The sequence below is a fragment of the Enterococcus sp. 3G1_DIV0629 genome (genome assembly GCF_002141285.1).
Lineage (GTDB): Bacteria > Bacillota > Bacilli > Lactobacillales > Enterococcaceae > Enterococcus_B > Enterococcus_B lactis.
This window is the reverse complement of sequence record NZ_NGLI01000001.1, coordinates 534,399-554,227: the sequence shown is the minus strand read 5'-3', so window position 1 is coordinate 554,227 and position 19,829 is coordinate 534,399. Positions and strand designations below refer to the sequence as shown.

Annotated in this window: 19 protein-coding genes; all 19 read right to left on the bottom strand. The window is 38.0% G+C overall.

What is annotated here, in order from left to right; genetic code table 11:
• Positions 1–194: 194 nt before the first annotated feature.
• Positions 195–788: a hypothetical protein gene (locus tag A5816_RS02740; RefSeq protein ID WP_086310635.1), complete on the bottom strand. Its 594-nt coding sequence runs from the start codon at positions 786–788 to the stop codon at positions 195–197.
• Positions 778–2,166: a HAMP domain-containing sensor histidine kinase gene (locus tag A5816_RS02735; protein WP_256925984.1), complete on the bottom strand. Its 1,389-nt coding sequence runs from the start codon at positions 2,164–2,166 to the stop codon at positions 778–780. Before A5816_RS02735 ends, A5816_RS02740 begins: the two co-directional genes overlap by 11 nt.
• Complete coding sequence (locus A5816_RS02730) at positions 2,163–2,819, bottom strand: response regulator transcription factor (RefSeq protein ID WP_070704117.1); 657 nt, start codon at positions 2,817–2,819, stop codon at positions 2,163–2,165. Before A5816_RS02730 ends, A5816_RS02735 begins: the two co-directional genes overlap by 4 nt.
• Positions 2,794–3,492 (bottom strand): DUF1361 domain-containing protein, encoded by a 699-nt coding sequence (locus tag A5816_RS02725; protein WP_038398664.1) that lies wholly within the window; start codon positions 3,490–3,492, stop codon positions 2,794–2,796. The genes A5816_RS02730 and A5816_RS02725 overlap by 26 nt, the downstream gene beginning before the upstream one ends.
• Positions 3,493–3,514: 22 nt before the next feature.
• Positions 3,515–4,372, bottom strand: a complete 858-nt coding sequence (locus A5816_RS02720) for a polysaccharide deacetylase family protein (RefSeq protein ID WP_086310633.1) — start codon at positions 4,370–4,372, stop codon at positions 3,515–3,517.
• Positions 4,373–4,388: 16 nt separating this feature from the next.
• A complete protein-coding gene (locus A5816_RS02715; RefSeq protein ID WP_086310632.1) occupies positions 4,389–5,279 on the bottom strand; it encodes an LCP family protein in 891 nt (296 codons plus the stop codon).
• 163 nt (positions 5,280–5,442) lie between these two features.
• The gene (locus A5816_RS02710) at positions 5,443–6,336 is read right to left on the bottom strand and encodes a polysaccharide deacetylase family protein (protein WP_086310631.1); all 894 of its coding nucleotides are present in this window, start codon (positions 6,334–6,336) and stop codon (positions 5,443–5,445) included.
• Positions 6,337–6,702: 366 nt separating this feature from the next.
• Entirely contained in the window at positions 6,703–7,197 is a 495-nt protein-coding gene (locus A5816_RS02705; RefSeq protein WP_038398657.1) for a GNAT family N-acetyltransferase, read from the bottom strand.
• A gap of 93 nt (positions 7,198–7,290) precedes the next feature.
• Complete coding sequence (locus tag A5816_RS02700; protein ID WP_086310630.1) at positions 7,291–8,106, bottom strand: PHP domain-containing protein; 816 nt, start codon at positions 8,104–8,106, stop codon at positions 7,291–7,293.
• A gap of 26 nt (positions 8,107–8,132) precedes the next feature.
• Positions 8,133–9,020, bottom strand: coding sequence for an ABC transporter permease (locus tag A5816_RS02695; RefSeq protein WP_086310629.1), 888 nt, complete (start codon positions 9,018–9,020; stop codon positions 8,133–8,135).
• Entirely contained in the window at positions 9,020–9,817 is a 798-nt protein-coding gene (locus tag A5816_RS02690) for a phosphate/phosphonate ABC transporter permease (RefSeq protein ID WP_086310628.1), read from the bottom strand. The genes A5816_RS02695 and A5816_RS02690 overlap by 1 nt, the downstream gene beginning before the upstream one ends.
• Before the next feature lie 11 nt (positions 9,818–9,828).
• On the bottom strand, positions 9,829–10,581 hold the full coding sequence (gene phnC, locus A5816_RS02685) for a phosphonate ABC transporter ATP-binding protein (RefSeq protein ID WP_038398652.1): 753 nt from the start codon (positions 10,579–10,581) through the stop codon (positions 9,829–9,831).
• 24 nt (positions 10,582–10,605) lie between these two features.
• Positions 10,606–11,643 (bottom strand): phosphate/phosphite/phosphonate ABC transporter substrate-binding protein, encoded by a 1,038-nt coding sequence (locus A5816_RS02680; RefSeq protein ID WP_086310627.1) that lies wholly within the window; start codon positions 11,641–11,643, stop codon positions 10,606–10,608.
• Positions 11,644–11,963: 320 nt separating this feature from the next.
• A complete protein-coding gene (locus A5816_RS02675; RefSeq protein ID WP_038398648.1) occupies positions 11,964–13,676 on the bottom strand; it encodes a DUF4091 domain-containing protein in 1,713 nt (570 codons plus the stop codon).
• Positions 13,645–15,201, bottom strand: coding sequence for a DUF5597 domain-containing protein (locus A5816_RS02670; RefSeq protein ID WP_038398646.1), 1,557 nt, complete (start codon positions 15,199–15,201; stop codon positions 13,645–13,647). The genes A5816_RS02675 and A5816_RS02670 overlap by 32 nt, the downstream gene beginning before the upstream one ends.
• Before the next feature lie 37 nt (positions 15,202–15,238).
• The gene (locus A5816_RS02665) at positions 15,239–16,204 is read right to left on the bottom strand and encodes an alpha/beta hydrolase (protein ID WP_086310626.1); all 966 of its coding nucleotides are present in this window, start codon (positions 16,202–16,204) and stop codon (positions 15,239–15,241) included.
• 4 nt (positions 16,205–16,208) lie between these two features.
• Positions 16,209–17,576, bottom strand: coding sequence for a glycoside hydrolase family 1 protein (locus tag A5816_RS02660; RefSeq protein ID WP_086310625.1), 1,368 nt, complete (start codon positions 17,574–17,576; stop codon positions 16,209–16,211).
• Positions 17,560–18,474 (bottom strand): ROK family protein, encoded by a 915-nt coding sequence (locus A5816_RS02655; protein ID WP_086310624.1) that lies wholly within the window; start codon positions 18,472–18,474, stop codon positions 17,560–17,562. Before A5816_RS02655 ends, A5816_RS02660 begins: the two co-directional genes overlap by 17 nt.
• Entirely contained in the window at positions 18,474–19,820 is a 1,347-nt protein-coding gene (locus tag A5816_RS02650; RefSeq protein ID WP_002302944.1) for a PTS sugar transporter subunit IIC, read from the bottom strand. Before A5816_RS02650 ends, A5816_RS02655 begins: the two co-directional genes overlap by 1 nt.
• Positions 19,821–19,829: the final 9 nt, after the last annotated feature.

The following is a 19,829-nucleotide window of genomic DNA, read 5'->3' as shown; positions in this document are numbered from 1 at the left end:
ATGCTTTATTTTTAATTATTAGTTAGAAATAATCACAAACAAGTGATACAGTTTCTAAACCTGTTTCATTCAGAAGTATAGCACGTTTTATTTCATTTGTTTAGCTATATGTTTCAAAAAATGAAAAAGAATGGCAGATTTTACATAAAAAACTGTCATTCTTAATTGAAAGTTTCAACCAATTTCACAAAAGGTCATGCATAATTCAGCAACAATCGTGTCTCATCAATCAGAAAGTTTAATTTCTGTCCGTTTTTCAAAGTGACAGTAATCATCTCACCATCTTCTTCGATCTTATCTGATGCTAAAGAAAGATAGTTCAAGTAATCGTCTATGATTTGTTTTTTCTCCCGATTATTTTTATCTTCATCAAAATAAGATAACCGCACGACTTTTTTGTTCGTTTCATCAATGATTGCCGTTCCATAGCCTGTTTGCGTGAGGAATTCCATTTGCCAAAATACGCTGTCCCCTGAAATCAAAACTTCATAGTCTTGAACAATCACTGGCTCTTTTGGCATGGCTAGCTTTTGAAATAGCTGATTTAATTCCTCTCGTAGCCGATTGACCATATCTAATTGGCTCTGATCTGATTCTTCCATGATAGAAAAGGATTGTGCTTGGCTCATTGCCGTTTCGATAGAGGAAGAAGCTGAACTTAAAGAAGAAATATCTACTGTTCTTTGTTCTTTTGTAGTAATGCTACTCGCTAAAATATCTGGTAAAAAAAACAATCCTGCGCTGAATACCAGAAAGAAAGCAGAAAGAAGGTATGATTTAATTTTCATCTTTTTTCCCTCCTAAAGCAAAATCGATCGTGATCGTCGTCCCTGTACCAAGTGTACTTTCTATGTCAAAAGAACTATTATGCAATTCGGTTATTTTCTTTACCAAAGCTAATCCAAGTCCTAAATGTTTCGTTGTTCTTGAAGGATTTCCTGTAAAAAATTCATCTGTTACTTTAGACAAATTTTCTGCTGGTATCCCTCTACCATTATCGGAAAACTTCATAATATAACGCTTTTCTTCCTTTATTCCTTTGACCACTAATGTTCCATCTTCTGCTATAGCTTCTAATGAATTTGCCAAAATATTCATGGCTAATAGCTTGAAAAGATTGAGGTCTAGCAAAATATTGGCTGGTTCTAGTTCGATGGTATAAGTAAACCCTTGTTTCATTCCTTTAAGAAACTTGTTTAGATCATCGCTAATCATATTAGTCGAGATTTCTTCAAGAGAAACACTTGTTCTTTCCAGTTCCATCAATTTCAAAATATCATTGGACAGATGTTTTAGCCGGTTGCTTTCTTCAAGGATATAATCGACAGATTCTTCGGCTGATTGGTCCAATTTTTCCCATTTCAACATTTGAGCATAGCCAATAATGGAAGTCAGCGGCGTTCGAATTTCGTGAGAAAAGCTAGAAACGAATAAATCTTGCTTTTCCTTTGCCTGGCGGAGAGTTTCTAGATCGTGGCTCAATTTATCGGCCATATTGTTCAAACTGCTCCCTAATTTTCCAATCTCGTCTTGAGTATTGACTATTGCCCGTTCTTTCGTCTTACCTTCTGTGATATGCTGGGCAACGGAAATCAGCTGATTGATTGGTTTCAAGATCATGCTTGTTAGAAAATAAGTGACTGGAATAATGGCTAAAAGTAAAAAGAGCAAGATCAGACGAAAATAGACAAGAGAATCTTTGACGATTTCTTCATAGTTTTTTGCTTGATGGTAAGTTGCTAAACGATAGACAGTATCAGGTATCTTTGAAGTTGAATAAAGCACCTGTTTGTTTTTAACAGTAGACATGTCGCTGATTTCCACGGTACGATTAGACAACTCTTCTGGAGGTTCGTATTTTTCAAACAAAGTAGGCTTTGTTGTAAAAACCGTTTTGCCTTTTTTGTCTAGAATCTCAAACTCTCCGATTTTGGCTGCGGCTACGAATTCACCATTTTTTCTCATTTCATCTGTTGTTTCATCTCCGTCTGTTTTCGTCGACAACAGCAATAAGAGATTTTTCTGCTGGTTGACTAGCACTTCTTTTTCTTGAGAAACTGTGCGCTGGTAAATCGCATGCAGTGTAAAACCACTGACCACCAAATAAATGAGTAGAAAGAAGAAGAATAATGAAAAGAAAACTTTGCTCGTATATTTCAAGTTCATCCCTCCAATAGGTAACCTACACCATAAATCGTACGCAAGTCCTGTCCTAATTGTAATTTATTTCTGATTCTTTGAATGTGTAAATCAAGCGTTCTGGAGTTGGGCTCTTCTTCCCTTCCCCAGATTTTTTGATAGATTTTCTCTCTTGGCAGAATAATCCCTTTGTTTCTAATTAAGTAAAGAAGTAATTCATATTCCTTAGGAGTCAAAGAAACAGCTTGGTTTCTTGCAGTGACAGCTCTTGTTTTTTCATTGATTTCGATATACTGCCATCTCAGTAATTTATTGGAGTTGGTTTTTCCATTTCTTCGAAGAACAACTTCCACTCGTGCTAGTAATTCTTCCAGATCAAATGGCTTTGTTATATAATCTTCAGCACCTGATCTTAAGCCACTGACTCGATCAGAAAGCTGATCTTTGGCTGTCAAGAAAATGACAGGAAGATCATATTCCCGCATATACGCAAATACTTCATAACCATCGATTTCAGGAAGCATGATATCTAGCAAAACCAAATCAAATTCCTGTTGCTCAATGATATCGGCTGCTTCTTTACCTGTGAATACCGAATAGACTGTATAACCATTTTTTTCTAATGTACGAACTAAAAGTTTGTTGATCGCAGGATTATCTTCTACTACTAGTATCTTCATACAGTTCCTCTCTTTCTGCCAATAGAGCAAATTTGATCCCTAACCTATAAATATACACGAATATCAGTGAAAAGAAAAAGATGAGTACGATCAACAAAAAAGATGGACCGTCTATTTTGGTAAATGCTTCAACGAATCTCATGAACGTTTCCTTGCTGTCAGTGAAGACATCCGTACTGTTCAATCTTAAAAAGCGACCGAAGTAAATCCCTATAGCATTGATAAACAAGACGACGCTGATAACTAACCATTGATAGACGCCTATTCCGATTTTTTTGACAATTACATTGGTAACCATCCATAAGCTTTCACAACCGAAAAATGTGGTTGGGAAAACAGAAAGAACGACTAGCAATAATTTATACCAAATTTCCATCTTCATGCTTATCATCATAGTAGATGGATCGTAAGGTGAAAGCAAAGACAGATGGAATAAATCGGTGAACAAATAAAAGTTATTTGGAAAAAACAGTAGCCAGAATAAGATCAGCACGAGAGAGACTAGTTTGGAGTTGCTGACTTTTACCCATCTTGCTAATTCAATCGGGATATATGCCAGAATCGTATTAGTAAAAAATAAATAAAAAACACTTTTTTCATAAAAAGAAAGATAAAGTACGAGCAGCAGCAAAATGTAATATCCTCTAATAAAATACATCTGCTTTTGAATCATTGGACATCTCTCCTTTTTTAGACTAAGCGGGTCGGTGATCATTGCGCCCATAATAATTTTCTATTTTTGATGGATTATCTAGCAAATCGCTGATTGTCGTAAAAGTATATCCTTCTTTTTTTAATTCATCAATCAATACAGGAACAGCATCTACGGTCTCAGGATAGATATCATGTAGTAATATGATGGCGCCATCATATACTGTACTTTTTACTTGCTGTAAAATTTTTTCCTTTTGTCTGGATTGCCAATCTTGAGAATCAACAGACCACTCGATCATTGGTCGATGAATGATTGCTGCTCCTTTTTTTGTAATAGAGCCATACGGAGGTCGGACATAGGCTGGCTTTTTACCGATTGCTTTCAAAATAGCGTTATCTGTTTGAGTGATTTCCTCGCTGATTTCTTGGTCAGATAGACCAGCTAAATCCTTATGAGAAAAAGTATGACTGCCGATTTGATGACCTTCTTGCACCTCCTTTTGTAAAAGCTGTTCGTTTTGGGAAACATTTTCTCCTAGAACAAAAAAAGTGGCGTGTACGTTTTTTTGTTTTAAAATCTCTAAAAGTTTTGGGGTAGTGGATGGATTAGGTCCATCATCGAAGGTAAGAGCAACGGTCTTTGATGATTCCTTTGTATCTTCTGTTTCTTTATTTTTTTCATTTTTTGCTTGCTGTTCCTTTGTGGTGATCGTCCGACAGGTAGAATTGGAACTTTGCCATTCTGTTCGTTCTTGTTTCCTAGAACTCTCAGTATTTTCTATTGCTTTACTTTCGTTCGTTGAGGGCGTGAAGACTCTGTTCGTCATATAGACGCTTCCACCTGTAATCCCTATTAGAAGGACGATTGTCCCAAGGGTTATCAAACTTTTTTTAATCATGTTCCTCTCTCCTGCTTTACTGTAATTGCTGACTGATTCGTTTGATTTCTGTGTCAGTCATTTTTTGGTAAGAGATACCGTCAATTATTTCTTCTTCTCCTTTTAATTGATCCGTACTCATTTTAAATTGGGTACTCTTTGTTAAATATAATTTAAATAATTCTCCCAAAGGTAAATTTGTTTTCATATTGTTCCCTAGAACATTGATGATTTGGTCTATTTTAGGTATGGTTTCCACAGTCAACAGCTTCTGCATGATTGCTTTGATCACTTTTTGCTGTCGTATTTGCCTCCCATAATCACCATTAGGATCATCATATCTCATTCTTGACCATGCAAGTGCTTCTTCTGGAGATAACGTAAGGGACCCTTTTGGAAAATCATAGTGGTCAAAGTTGAAAGCAAAATCATTGACCACTTCAATATCGCCAACAATACTTAGCATACTCTCTAGCCCCTTCATATTCATTGTCATATAGTAGGGAATAGTAGTATGAAGCATATTCTCTGTCGTTTGTATAGCTGTTTGTTCTCCTCCATAAGCATAAGCGGCATTTAATTTATCAAAACTATTATGTCCTGCGATTTGAACATAAGTATCTCGTTCTAGACTGATAAGTTTTACTGTCTCATTTTTAAGATCAACATGGGCAGCAATCATCGAATCCGATCTTCCTTTTTCTGTCCTACCAAATTCTCCAGTATCTACACCTAATAGCAGTACATTGAACCGATCGGGTAAATGTGTGGCTGCATCAGCTGTATATTTCACATTCATGTTGGCTGCTGTTTTCTTTGAAACCTCAGACAAGTTTTGCAATTTCATATATTCGCTTACACCATAAGCGCCTGCTGCTATAATAAACATCAATAGAAAAATAGATATGACTTTTAATATTTTGTACATTTGTACTCTCCTCCTTTGCTGTTAAGGATAGAAGCAAAATCTATCTGATTTGTATCTAAATCCTATACTTTAGAAAAATACAAAAAAGGTTGTGACAAAATTTTGTCACAACCTCTTGATAAAGGCGGTATTTCAGAAGTAGCTACTCCGAAAAATAATTTATTTACTGGACTGGCCGATGATCGTTTCTGCCATAATAGTTCTCGACAGTCGTTGGACGCCCTAATAAATCCCCCACTGTCATGATGCGATACCCTTGCTCTTGCAGATAATCGATCACTTGAGGAACGGCACGAATCGTTTCAGGATAAATATCATGGAATAAAATAATTGCACCATCGTATACTGTTGCTTGGATCTTCTGCAAAATCAAATCAGGATTTCTTGTCTTCCAATCTTCTGAATCGACCGACCATTCGATGATTGGCCGCTGGATAACACTTGCTCCTACACTTGTGATCGAACCATAGGGCGGACGAACGAAAGTGGGGGTTTTACCAGTGGCTTTTTTGATCTCAGTGTCTGTTTTTGTCACTTCCTCTGTAATTGACTGGGCAGAAAGCGTCGCCAGATCCTGATGATCATATGTGTGATTGCCGATCTCGTGTCCTGCTTCAGCTGTCTGCTTCACAATGTCAGGATGTTGCGCCGTATTTTCTCCTAAAACAAAAAAAGTGGCGTGTACGTTTTTTTCTTTAAGTATTTGCAACAGCTGTGGTGTCGTGGTCGCTCCTGGGCCATCATCAAAACTGATAGCAACACTTTTGACAGTTGGATCTTGGACAGATTCTGTACTTTCTTGTGTTGGTTCTGGTTCAGTTGATTGACTTTGTGTTGATCTCACTGATTCTTGAGTGGATTCGTTGACGCTAGCTGTTTCAGTCGACTTGTTTTGATTCATTGATTGTTCTGATTGTTTGAAAGATTGTGACGAACGCTCCGATGAAGTTACTTGTCCTTTCTCTTCGGTGATCAAGGAGGCGAACGAAGTGACTTCGAAAAATAAAATACCTAGCAAAGCAATAATTCCAATAACTAAAAAAGACCGTTTTGACATACACATTCTTCCTTTTACCCTTATTTTCGCAGAATTTCTCAAAAAATTTTTTGCTACTTTGTTGCTACTTTATCGCTACTTTATTGCTCTATCATCGTTGGTTATTTTAAAATCAACATTCGATAACACTCAACCTAAAATAAAGGGCTCTCATTTCTTTAGAAATTTCTGCTGTTTCCCATTGATACTAGGATAAATGAAAAAAGAATGGCATACGAGATAAACATGTCTATTTTTTACTGTATTTTGATTGAATACTGTGATAATTCAAAAAATTTATCCACACTTTACACTTTTCAATTGAAACCTTCTATGATAATGACCGCTTTCAAGTGTAAAAAAACACTTAAAAGCGGTCATTGGCTGTTATTCATAAGATTTTCCTAAGATAGTTAAATCAATCAGTTGATTATCCATATTTGCAACTTTAGGTAAATGCCCCCATTGCTCAAATCCATTTTTTTGGAACAGCTTGATGCTCGCTTGATTGATAGTAAACACAAAAGCTAAAAGTGTGTCGATTTTACAATCTTTCAGTTGCGATTCAGCAAAGGATAATGCTTTTTGTCCTAAGCCATGTTTTCGATAAGTTGAATCAATATAAATACTTATCTCTGCAGTATTTGCATAAGCTGGTCTCCCGTAAAAATCGCTAAGGCTCAGCCATCCTACGATATTTTGATCGATCTTTATGACCCACAACGGGCGTTCTTTGGTTTGATGAGCATCAAACCATGCTTGTCTAGATTCTATTGTTATTGGTTCTAAATCAGCTGTAGATAAGCGAGTAGGAATCGCTTGATTATAAATTTCTACGATTCTAGGCAAATCTTGGATCTGTGATAAAGCAAAGTTGATCATTGTTCACAATCCCCTCATACGTAATTGAGGTTATTATATCACTATCCTTCCTTGCTGCAATCATCTTTTGATATTTTTCTGAAAAATTGTTTTTCAATTACAGAGTAGTTGGTCGGGAAATTCTCGTGTATCTGTAATCAAGGTCCTACCGAACCCTGCAGTTCCTCTTATCCCATGAAAGTCAGAACCTCCGAAACAAGAAAAATGATAGGTTTGGATGAACTCTGAAAGGACTTTAAGGTCTCTTAAGCGATGAGCTGGATGATATTTCTCCAAACCATCAATCCCGAATGAAGCGAGTTCAGGGATCAAATCATAGTTGTCAAATTTCCCTGGACATGCTAAAACAGTCAATCCTCCGCCGTATTTGATTGCTTCTATGGCATCATATACATTTATTTTTTTCCGACCATCAGAAACTTCTTCTGTCGTCATGAGTTTTTGATAAAACAGAGGATTCATTTGTGTACCATAACCTCTTTTTTTCAATAAACGATATAAATGACAGGGATAAAGTGCTGTTGCCGTCTCTGCTTCCTTCCAAAGTTCTTCTTCCTTCAAACGATAGCCTTCTGCCTGCAGTTTTTTTAACTTACATAAAGTTTGATTTGTTTGAAAATGGAGTAACGGTCTGCACAACTGCTCGATATAGCTCTGATTTGAAAGATTATAGCCCAATATGCGGACATCTTTTTGTCTTTTCAAGTCAAAGGCACTAATTTCGATTCCTTCAATCAAATTAACAGGTGAATCATAGAATACTTCTTTTACTGCTTCTATCCCTGCGAATGTATGATGATCCACGATGGCTAAATGGTTTACTTCTTGGGTTGTTGCTAAAGACAAAAGCTCTTTTGGATGAAAGAAACCATTCGAATAGCAGCTGTGCACATGTAAATCTGCCTTCATTCCCGTTCTCCTCTTTCTATAAAAAATTATGTTTTGACTATATATTTTTCTTTTAATTTCAAAGAAATGAATTCTAGCAATACAGCAATCGTCAAGATCATATAGACCATTATACCAATCTCTCGAAAATCAAAATAAAAGTTACTAGCCATCGTCAACTGAAAGCCTAGTCCTCCTGCACCAGCTGCAGCTCCTACTGCGATCGCATTTGTAAAATTGATTTCAAACCGGATGAATGTCCAAGAAAGCAACGTCGTAAAACAATTAGGGAGAACACTTTGAAAAACAATCTGCCACCAGCTTGCTCCACATGCTTTCAAACTTTCAATCATACCAGATTCCATTTCTTCGATACTTTCAGAATAAACTTTTGTCAAATAAGCAATGCTGTGAAAAGACATCCCGATAACTGCTGCATTCGCTCCTAATCCGATCAAAATAGAAAAAATCATGACCCACAAAATTGTGGGAACTGCTCGAATAAACGACATCAGCCCTCTTATCATATTGGAAAGAAAGCCGCTGCTTAAATTTCTGGAAGCTAACAGACTAAGAAAGAAGGCAAGAAAAGCACCAATTACCGTTGTTAAAACAGAGAGCCCAATCGTTACACCAAGGCTTTCTACTAAAGAGAACGCCGTAAATCTTCCAGATAACTGTGGACGTAAGAAAATATTGAACATATTGGAAAAAAAAGCAGAAACTGCTTCTGTTAATTTGACATTCCCGTAATCCATCGTGATTACCGTATATACAGAAACCAAACATAAAAATAGGAGCATAAGCTTTACAATGATCCGTTCTTGACGCCATAGTTTTACTTTTATTCTTTGATTTCTTTTCCTAAATGCCACTTTTGAATAAGAGGTTGGATTAAGTATGGCATTCGTTTCATTTGTCTGATAATCCATCATCAGCGGATCATCCTCCTTACTGTATTCGAAGTCGTCTCCAATATGATAACTGCGATAATGACAGTCAGCGTAACCATTCCGACTACATCGTATTGGAATCTTTTGTAATAAAAGTCAAATAAAAAACCAATACCAGTTCCTGTCAGTATCCCGACTAGCGTAGCATCCCGAATATTATTTTCAATTAGAAAAAGGAGCCAGCTAAGGAGCTGATTCAAACACATCGGCAAAACACCTTGCCAGATGATTTGCAAATAGGAAGCTCCTGATGCCATCATCGCTTCAATGACGCTACCAGATACTTCATCGATCGTTTCCATGAAGGAACGGGTCAAATAACCAAATGTCGTAAAAGTAATCGCCAAATAGCCGGTAAATTCGTTTTGTTTGAAACTTAGCAACAAAATCATTGCCCATACGACGATAGGGACATTTCTGAAAAAACTCGCCATGCCTCTAGCCATCACTTTTGTGAAACGATTCAACCCGATTTCTCTTGAACCAATCACAGCTGCTATCAAGGCAATTACAGCACCTGATGTCGTAGCAGTCACTGCCATCACTACCGTCTGGATGAGTCTAGACACGATGATCGATAAATAGGCTAGAGAATCACTTGTCGGAATAAAGTTGGAGAATAGCCAGGTAAAACTTTTTGGTATAGCAGAAAAAGCTGTTCCTGCCTGAAATCCAACGCCATGGGCTGAAATAAAATAAAGAAAAGCAATCAGCAAAATATAAAACAAGCGATATCTTTTTTGTTGTCTGAAAAATTTTTCTGCCTCTATCTTTTCCATTCTCTCATCCTTTACACTAATAATTTTTTAGATTGGTAGATCGTTTCTATTTTTTCCTTTGTTAACTCAGACGGTCTTCCTTCAAATACGATTTTTCCACTATTCACTCCAATGATCCTATCGGAATAATCGATGGCTGTTTCCACTTGATGCAAGTTAACAAGGCAAGTAATCGCCAATTCATTGGTTATTCTTTTTAAGTAATCCATGATCGTTTTAGCAGATTTTGGATCAAGAGAAGCTATTGGTTCATCACATAAGATCAGTGCCGGATTTTGCATGAGTGCTCTGGCGATTCCGACCCGCTGCTTTTGTCCACCACTTAATTCGTCACATCGAGTGTACGCAAATGCCGAAAGATCGACCTTTTCTATCAGATCAAAAGCCTGTTCTTTTTCTGCTTCTCGATAAAGCCCAGCAGCTCCACCGAACGTTGTTTTATAACCTAAGCAGCCATGCAGTACATTTTCGATTACGGTAAGACGACTGACAAGATTATAGTGCTGGAAAATCATACCAATACGTCTTCTTTTCTTTCGCAGTTCTTTTCTTTTCAGTTCATTCATTTCCCTCTCCTCAAATCGGATCCTCCCACTATCTGCTTCGATCAATCGATTGATCGTACGCAAGATAGTAGATTTCCCCGCCCCAGAAGGTCCGATGATTGAAACAAATTCTCCTTTTTCAAGTGAGAATGAAATGTCCTGCAATGCTTGATTTCCGTTTGGATAGGTTTTTGTAATATTTTTTACTTCTAATAGCATTTGGCTGTCCTTTCCAATCTCTTCTTATTTATTCATTTCTTTGATTTCATCGTAAAAGTCATCTGTGACTTCCACATATCGCTCATTTCCTTCTTTTGTGAACATCCCTGGGACATCAGCATCTTTTGGTGCAAAAATAGCTGTGTTTTCAGCCGTACTATCGGCAGTCATTCCTTCGATGATCTTATCGATATCTGCTTCAGACAACGTCTCTTTGTTTGCTGCAATTGGTCCATTCAAGACCGGTATGGAAAGAATGACTTGTGCTTGTTCCCCTTGCACTGTGTCAAAAGGAGCTTGAGCATCTTTTTTTACTTCGTAAATGACTCCTGCCTTGTTTTCTTCTCCTTGAATCACATCAAAATATTGCGGCATATTCATAAAAGCAGCTACATCCGCGTCACCTTTTAATAAATTGATCATCGATCCTTGATGAGACCCACCAAATAACACTTTTTCAAAGAATAGACCATCCATGATAAGATCATCTGTATTCTTTAAATCAAAATGTTCAGCGATTTTATTGCTCGGTACAGTAAAACCAGAAGTTGAGGTATTCGTGACGAAAGAAATCGTTTTGTCTTTGATTGGATCAATCGTATAGCCACCTGTTTTTTCATACTCTTTGCTGTTTTCTGGTTTCACCGCTAAAAAGCTGTAATATAACGCGTCTTCCAGCGTTCCGCTTGGCCCAGAATTGGTCAAGATGGCTTCTACTTGCTCATTTTTCTTGTTTGCTTCGATATAACCTTCTGCACCCATATAAGCTAAGTCTACTTGTCCATTTGCAATAGATTCCACGACCACGTTGTAATCTGTACTTGTCACTAATTCGACTTTCTTATCTGTAGCTTTTTCAATCACCGCTTTTACCGCTTCTCTTGCCGGTTCAAACTCTGCAGCGGATTCATTAGGGTAAAAAGCAATTTTGATCGTATCAGAGGATTGGTTTTGATTACCACTTACTGTCTGATTGGACGAACGACAACCTGCTAACACTATTAGAGTTGCTATTAATACTATACGCACCATTGTTTTTTCTATTTTTTTCAACTCAAACATATCCTATGCTCCTTTTATTTATTTGCTACATCTTTAGTGTACCTTCTATTTGTAAAGTTCTAATTTGTATCCTTCTTAATTCAAATAAAGATTGTAAAAACTATGTAAACACGTGATTTCTCTATTCAAAAAGTTTATCTAAGCAGGAACAAGGTTCTTTGGCTCTTTTCGGCTGGCTAGTCCTAAATCGCTTTAAACAAAGATTTACAAAACTCGCTGTGCTGGAAATATTTTTACGACAGATTCTTTCCTATTTCGGTTAAAAACAAAAAGCCTGATCTGCAACATGCAGGTCATGCTTTTCATTCACTCTTACTTGATTAAAGAGAAGTATCTGTGATAATTGCGATCAATTTCTTTCTTAACTGATCGAATTGACGATACGATTGATTGAATAATGTTTGCACAGACTGATGGCTGTTTTCCATCCAATTTTCTGGCTTTTCCTCTCCAAGAAAATCAGCTAGAAGCTGGTCTGTTTTTGTTTTGTTTATTTTCTCCGCTTCTTTTAGCAGATAAAAATCTTCTACACCACGATACAGTTCTTTATAGCGAAGAGACAAGAGCAGGCTGCCAGAGACAGATGGATAGACTAAGCACAAGTCACCAATTGGAAGTGAACTGGTATTGTAACGGATATCTTCTCTTGCATGTTCCGGCCAGCAGTTATATGCCCACCTCAGCAGACCATCCGTTCCAAAATAATAAGCTAATGCGCCTTGTAACCGGCTTTCTGTCAAGGGACTGTGTAAGAATGTATTTGGTTTATCTGGATAATTACAGATGTAGTATTGTGTTTTTCCAGGAAATTGTTTCTTCAGCCATTCATGGTTTTGACAAGTACAATAAAAAGATGTGACTGGATAGTCGATTTCTGAAATCAAGGCTTGTAAGACTGGTTCCTTGTCAAATGCCACTTTCAACTGCAACGTTGGTTCGATTTCTTTTAGACGTTTGACAGCTTCTTTAAACGTATCGATTTCGTGTGCTTTTGGCTCATCTGCCATGAGACGAACTTTGTCCCAAATGTTCTTTTTCTTGAAATAGGTAAACAATTGCTGGAAATATTGTCTGAGCTCTTCTTGTTTTTCGATGAATGCCATTTGCTGCATTTCCTCATCATAATAGCGGATCACAAGTTTTTCTGGATGTTCTACTGCTTTATTCAAAGGAAAGAAGGGCGGCTGCCAAACACCTAAAAGGCCGAACACATCGATTTCTTTATCGATTCCTGCTTCAAAAAAACAAGCTAAATACTTATCCAAAATCGAAAAATCACACTGGATATTTCCTTCTTTTGTTTTGAGGACTTTGACCATTGAGTATTCATACAAGTTAGCTGGGAAATCTTTGACAATATAATTGAACCATCCTTTCCAAGGAATCTCTCCTGCAATGACTGTAATCGTTTTTTGGCCTAACTCAGCTAAGGTTGAAGCCATTGTCTGAATCAGTTCAAAATGTTGATTACTCCAAAGAGGCACTTGGAATGTACGAGAAAGATTAGAAGGTTGCTGCCAAATGTCTAAATGGAAAGAATCAGTTACTTTATCACTGAACGTAAAGGCTTCTACAGTTACTTCTAATCGTTTCTGTCCAATGACTGTTTCTTTTGTCGTTATCCCTGCTTGATAAATCGTGATATCTATCGGATAGATGCCGGATTTTTGTTGACGATCAATCGGGATTTCTACATAAATAGGAGCAAAGCGATCGCCAGGATAAGTATGTGTGGTTTCTTCCAACAGTTTATCCCCATAGAAAATATCGTCTTTTCCGCAATAATATTCAATAAAATTCGATTTGATTGGCAGTTCCGAGTTGATCTCTATCCGGTATATAGGTATTTCAATCGCATCCGGGATCGTAAATTGATCGTCTAAGCTGTAATGATTTTTCTTCCCATCATGTAGCAATAACTGAAATGCGGTTGTACTATTTCGATAAACAGATAGATTTTCGAGTGGTTCCGGTTCTTGGGCAAGCATACTTGTAGATGGTTTAAAGGTTTCGTTCGTCAGCAAGATATTCATGGACAACCTCCTGTTCTTTTTTCGGATAGGTATATAAAGAGAATTTGATGATTTTAGGCATATTACCGATATACGGCGTATAGCGCTCATCCCCATTCAAAACACGCTCTGTGATCCATTTTTTTCCTTCAAAGTATCCTTCTTCAAAATTCAAAATTTCTGAACGCCGCTCTTCATCTACTGCTTCATGGAATAGCGCAAAGTTGCACCCAGCAAAAAAATAATCATTTTCTGATTGAAAAAAGAGACCGGCAGTGTTCAGCTGCTCTTTCTTGTCTTTACTTAAATATTTGATCAAAAATCGGTAATTTTCATCTTGATACTGATACGCCGTGTCCTTTTCCTTTTTAAAAGAATGGATCTTGAGTGTTTCATCCGTTAAAAATGGGGTTAGTTCTTTGATTATTTGATAACACTTAGTAAAATAAGGCAAACTTCCTGTCGGATCAAAAGCCGCTTGGTCTAATCCTAACTGTTTCAAGAAAGCCTGATCCTCGTCTATTATAGCTTCCGTACTTTTTCGAAGATCTTCGATTCCAAAAGGAGAATACAAAAGTGCTCCTTGCCCAAATGCATAGAAACAATTGGATAGATAGCTTAGATCTTTTCTTGTTTCTGGTATGAAAAGGGGTTGATCAATCATTTGATAATCTTGAATGATTTCCCGAACATTTTCTTCATAGATGTCTGGAGCAAAAGCCGTTAAGCTAGGTGCATTTTTTGCCCATACGTTTAATACATTTTTTGTAGGCCCACCGCTAGGATAGTCGCCCGCGCTTTTTCCTTCTTTATGCAGCCAAGCATTGGTGAACAACGGGATATCTAACCATTTTTTTGCCTCTACTGCCATCTTTTCCAGTGCATGACTAAAGGCATAGGCCATGAATGTTTCCTCTGGAAGTTCTTGCCAGTTTTTTGCTCGAGGATATAATTCTCTGATTCTTTCTGGAAGTGTGGATCCATATATTTGCTGTGCTTTTCTAGAGTGATCCCTTGCCGTTTCAAGACAGCCGACCTCGTTTTGGATCTGCATCATGCATACTTGATCTTTCAGCGGATGCTGACTGATAAATTGACATAGGCTAGATAATGCGCGGCAATCTGCTTCAATTGCTTTCGTGCAAAATGGTGAGATACAGTTTAACTGCTCTTGCTTTTGGTTGACTACTCTAAAATAATTTTCTGTGTCTGTCTTGATCCATGAAGGAACATAAGTAGATAAACCGTTTTTCCATAAACCGAACCATAGAAAAACCAACTTGATCTTACTTTCAGTCGCTTTTTGTAACTGGGCTTCTATCAAATCAAAGTTGAATATTCCCGGACTTGTCTCGATGCTTTCCCAATAAACAGGTACAAGCAGGGTGTTCAATCCGAGATTGTTCACAAATGGCCAAATATTTTTTTCCATAGAAAGCACCGTAGAAGCTACTGAATTATGCACTTCTCCGCCTAAGAGAAGACAGGGTTTTTCATCCATGAGAAAATAGAACCGATTGTTCTTTTTGATTATTTCATATTTCATTTGTTTCCTCCGAGTATCGATTCTTTGATAGGAAAGTTCAACGGTACCAAGTCAATTCATTTACCCATTGACTGATCTTTGTTTTTGGAAATTTCTCTGGCGAAACCTCACACAGCTGGTTGAAGGACAAACTTCGAATGATTTTGAACCTACTTCTATCGGCTAAAAATGGCAGATGTTCAAGTAAGATCGATTGATTGGCTTCAATGGCGTATAAATTTTTGATCGGTACTTGCCAAATGTCTTCGATTTTTTGCGTAGTTTCCGCAGCTGCTTGTACCCAAATGATTTCCAGCCACTCGATACAAAGCTCAAACCACTTGGCAAATCGAGGGTCCACCATCTCTTCACTATTTCCACTCCACTTATTTCCTAATGATAATCCGTGCTTTCCTTTTTGAAAAATATGTGTTTCAAAAGGTACATCGTTTTCTTCTAACGCTCTCAAATACAAAAGAGAATTCTCGATAGGCACCACATTATCTTCGAATGTAGAAAACAAAAAAGTAGGTGGCGTTTGCGGTGTCACACACATTTCCAAAGAAGGAGCCTGGATCTTCATCGCTTCTGCAAAGGAGCTTAAGATAGCCGGATAAGCAAGGATACAAGCACTTGGTTTTCGATCGGACAAAGTAGACAAAGCGGCTGCTAAATGCCCACCGGCTGAAAAACCGATCACTGCAATTTTGGTTTGATCGATTTTTGCTTTTTCAGCTAGTAAGGCAATCAGATCCATGCTTTTTTCTGCATCCGTCAGTGCTTTGTGGAAATCACGGTGTTCTCCAACGTGATAGCGCAGCACACCCGCATGATAACCTTCAGCAGCAAATTTCAATGCAATCGGCTCTGCTTCTCTTTCACTGCAAAATCCGTACCCTCCTCCTGGAATCACTAGTATGAACGGACGTTTGTCAATACGGTGAAATTCGGGCTTTTCTTCATGAAGATAAACCGTTAGAGTCGTATTGGCTTCGTTGTCAATAGTCATCGTATCGATCTGCATAGGCTTACTCCTCTTCGTTTGATCCATTTTCAGCAATCAATTTTTGGTACCAATAAAAGCTATCCTTTTTATAACGATCCAGCGTCTTCAAAGAATCGTCTGTTCGATCAACATAAATAAAACCGTATCTTTTTTCGATTCCTTCATGGGTGCTGATCAAATCGATCGCGCTCCACGGACAATAACCGATCACCTCTACACCATCTTCCATTGCTAGATACATTTGCTGGATATGCTGTTTCAAATAGTCGATGCGATACTTGTCATGGATTTTTCCATCTTCTGTTAATTGATCTTTTGCTCCTATTCCGTTTTCGGTTATCAATAACGGCAGACGATATCTTGAATAGATCTCATTTAACGTATAACGGAACCCTTCTGGATCGATTGGCCAGCCGAATTCAGTCATTGGCAAATGTGGATTCGTTGTCGCTTGAAAGAAGCCGGGGATACCAAAGCCAGATTGCTGATCGATCTTGTTTTCTTTTTGATAATAGGCTGAAACAGTCATGGTATTGTAATAATTAAAAGCGATATAATCGCATGTACCTTCTAACATAATTTTTTTGTCTTCTTCTGTTACTTCAGGACAGGCATTGATTTTTGACAAAATGTTCCAGGCATTATGGTTATAGACACCATAAACCGCAGCATCTAAAAACAACCAGTTTCTTAAAGCACTCATATTCATTGCAGCCAACTGGTCTTCTGGTTTATCAGAAGCAGCATATACACTGGCGATGTTCGGCGCAGGACCAATCTTTCCTGGATAATTCCCATCATGGTAATTTTTCGTGACCAGCGCTTGAGCAACGAGCATATGATGGTTTTCTTGAAACTTTTCTTTCATTGATTTATTACTTGTACCAATAATCGATCCAGCTAAAGCCATGACATTTTGTTCATTGATTGTTTGCCAATAGTTTACTTCTTGACCGAATGTGTCAAAAAGTAGCTGGCAGTAATCAGCGAAAGCTTGGATCGTCGCCCTATTTTCCCAGCCTCCATTTTTATGGATTTCATAAGGCAAATCAAAATGGAACACCGTCACGATTGGTTCGATCTCATTTTCCTTCAATAATGCAATGAGTTTCTTATAAAACTCCAGCCCTTTTGGATTAACCTTTCCATTAGACATGACTCTACTCCAAGAAATAGAGAACCGATAAGCTTTTAACCCTAGCTCTTTAAATAAACGAACATCTTCCTCAAAGCGATGGTAATGATCTACCGCCACTTTGAAATCACTTGTTCCGTCAGGTATTTCTTTCATATCTTGAACAGACGGCGCTTTACCGTCTGCATCCCAAGCTCCCTCTGTCTGATACGCACTAGTGGAAGCTCCCCATAAAAAATCAGTTGGAAATCTCATTCAATCGTACTCCTTTCGCTGCACCAATCAGATTTGCTTCAGACTCAAAGGCGGCAGCTTCTATCGTCATTTTCGTAATCGTTTGTTCGATCATCGGCGACACAGAAAAGATGGCTTCATAGTTTTTCTGGATATCACTGATCAGCCTTTTTTGTTTGCTGATTCCACCGCCAATAATCATTTTGTCCAAATCCAGCAAACATTGGATATTGAAACAGAGAATCGCTACTTGATTGCAGTATGTGCGATATAAAGTTTGTGCTTGTTCATCTTCTTTTTGATATAAATAATCAAATACAAGAGGTCCTTCTGGTTCACACTGAAATAATTTTGCCAGTTCTTCTACTAATCGAACAGCTGACAAATTGATCCCTGCAAATGATTCAGCTCCATTTATCCCACGATCTTGTATCAAGAAACTAACTTCTCCAGTTTGACAATGCGGCCCTTTTCTCACCTGCCCATCCAGCAAAAGTCCAACGCCGACGCCTGTTCCTAGAATAATTCCTGCACCATTTTCAATCCCTTTTAAATGACCGAAACTTGCTTCTCCCAATACAGCAGCTTTCGCATCATTTTCTACAAACACACGAACGGGCAGCTGTTTTTCTATTTCTTGCTTTAAATTGACTTCATTCAGGCATGCGACTGCTCCACCAAAAAAGACGGTTGACGCTTCTTTCACCGCACCAGGAACAGAAAATCCGACAAATTCAATGGGTTCGAGCTGCTGATAAGAACGGATCAATTCGACAAGGACCAAGATAAAATTGTCCTTATCTGTTTTTGGTGTCTCTATTTGTCTTTTTTCTCTTATTTGAGTATCCATTATTAAAGCTGACTTGATATACGTTCCACCGATATCGATACTTAATGTCCACATGCTTTTCCCCTTCATTATGCTTCGACTTCTGCATTGATGATTTTTTCTGCTTTCGTTTCTGCTTCTTCTTTTTCTAGCGCCGCTTCTAACTCTAGTTCTTTCTTATCTGCGATCTTAATGAATGGGTACCACATCACCACACCGATTGCCATACAAATAACCATCAGGATCGTGTAGTTCAGTCCGCCTGATAAAGGCATCTTCACAAATGTAGGAGTTGTCCAAGGTAATAGCGACATAGTCGGATTCAAAGAAATCGGCAATATGGTAGTGGTTAATCCCCATGTAACGAATCCTGCAATCAATTGTGTAAAGATTTGTGGAATAAAGAAAATCGGATTCAAGATGATCGGCATCCCAAACATCAATGGTTCTGTCACATTGAATAAGGATGGAACAAAAGATAATTTACCTAACTGTCGCATTTTGGCTGACTTGCTTTTAATCATGAAAAATGTCACGAATCCCATGAATCCAGCTGCGTACATCCCCATGTAGATAACAGATGGAACTAAATAAGGTAATGCTTTTCCTTCTTGGAAGGCAGCAATGTTCCCAACGACCATCGTCATACTGATTGCGCCTAAAGGTCCTTGCAAAACAGCATTGTGGATACCGAAGAACCATAAAACAGCTAATAATTCCATGATAATGATGATCGATAGCGGACTCGCTACTAAAGAGTTCAACGGGGCATTGATTACGTCAATAAAGAATTGGAAAATCGTTCCTGATTGTGTCAAGCCAAACAATACTCGCAAAGCAAATACAACAACAAAAATGATCGTAACGACAAATACTGGTGACAAAGATTGTGTGACCATCGGTGGCACACTTTCCGGTAATTTGATCATAATATTTTTCTTAGCTAAGAAGGCATAAAAACGGGTAATGAGCAAAGCGACAAGCATACCGATAAACAATCCTTGACCGCCCAGATAATCCAATCGCAACGCACCGACAGCTTGTTCGACTGCTTTCCCATCTTGTGTGACAGTCGTCATGACGGATTGCGGCATCAGCATAATGAAACTTGCCAAAGAGATGATGGATGCATTCCGTTCATTAGTCCCTAGTTGTTTTGCATAAGAGAAAGCTAAACTGTATACGACATACAACGAGAAAACACCTGTAGCACCATTAGTGATTGCTTCCACATGAGGAAAAATCCCCACATTTTTCAAAAAATCGATCCAGCCAGGAAATGGGAAATTTCCAATAATCGTAATGAAGGCAATCCCTAATGTAATTGGGCTTGTTCGGATAAACCCCTCCATCAATGCGGCTAACACTTTGTTCTTTTGTAATTTCTCCGACATCGGCAATAGTCTGCTGCTTAAAAACTGTTCTAATTTTTCCATCTTTCTTCT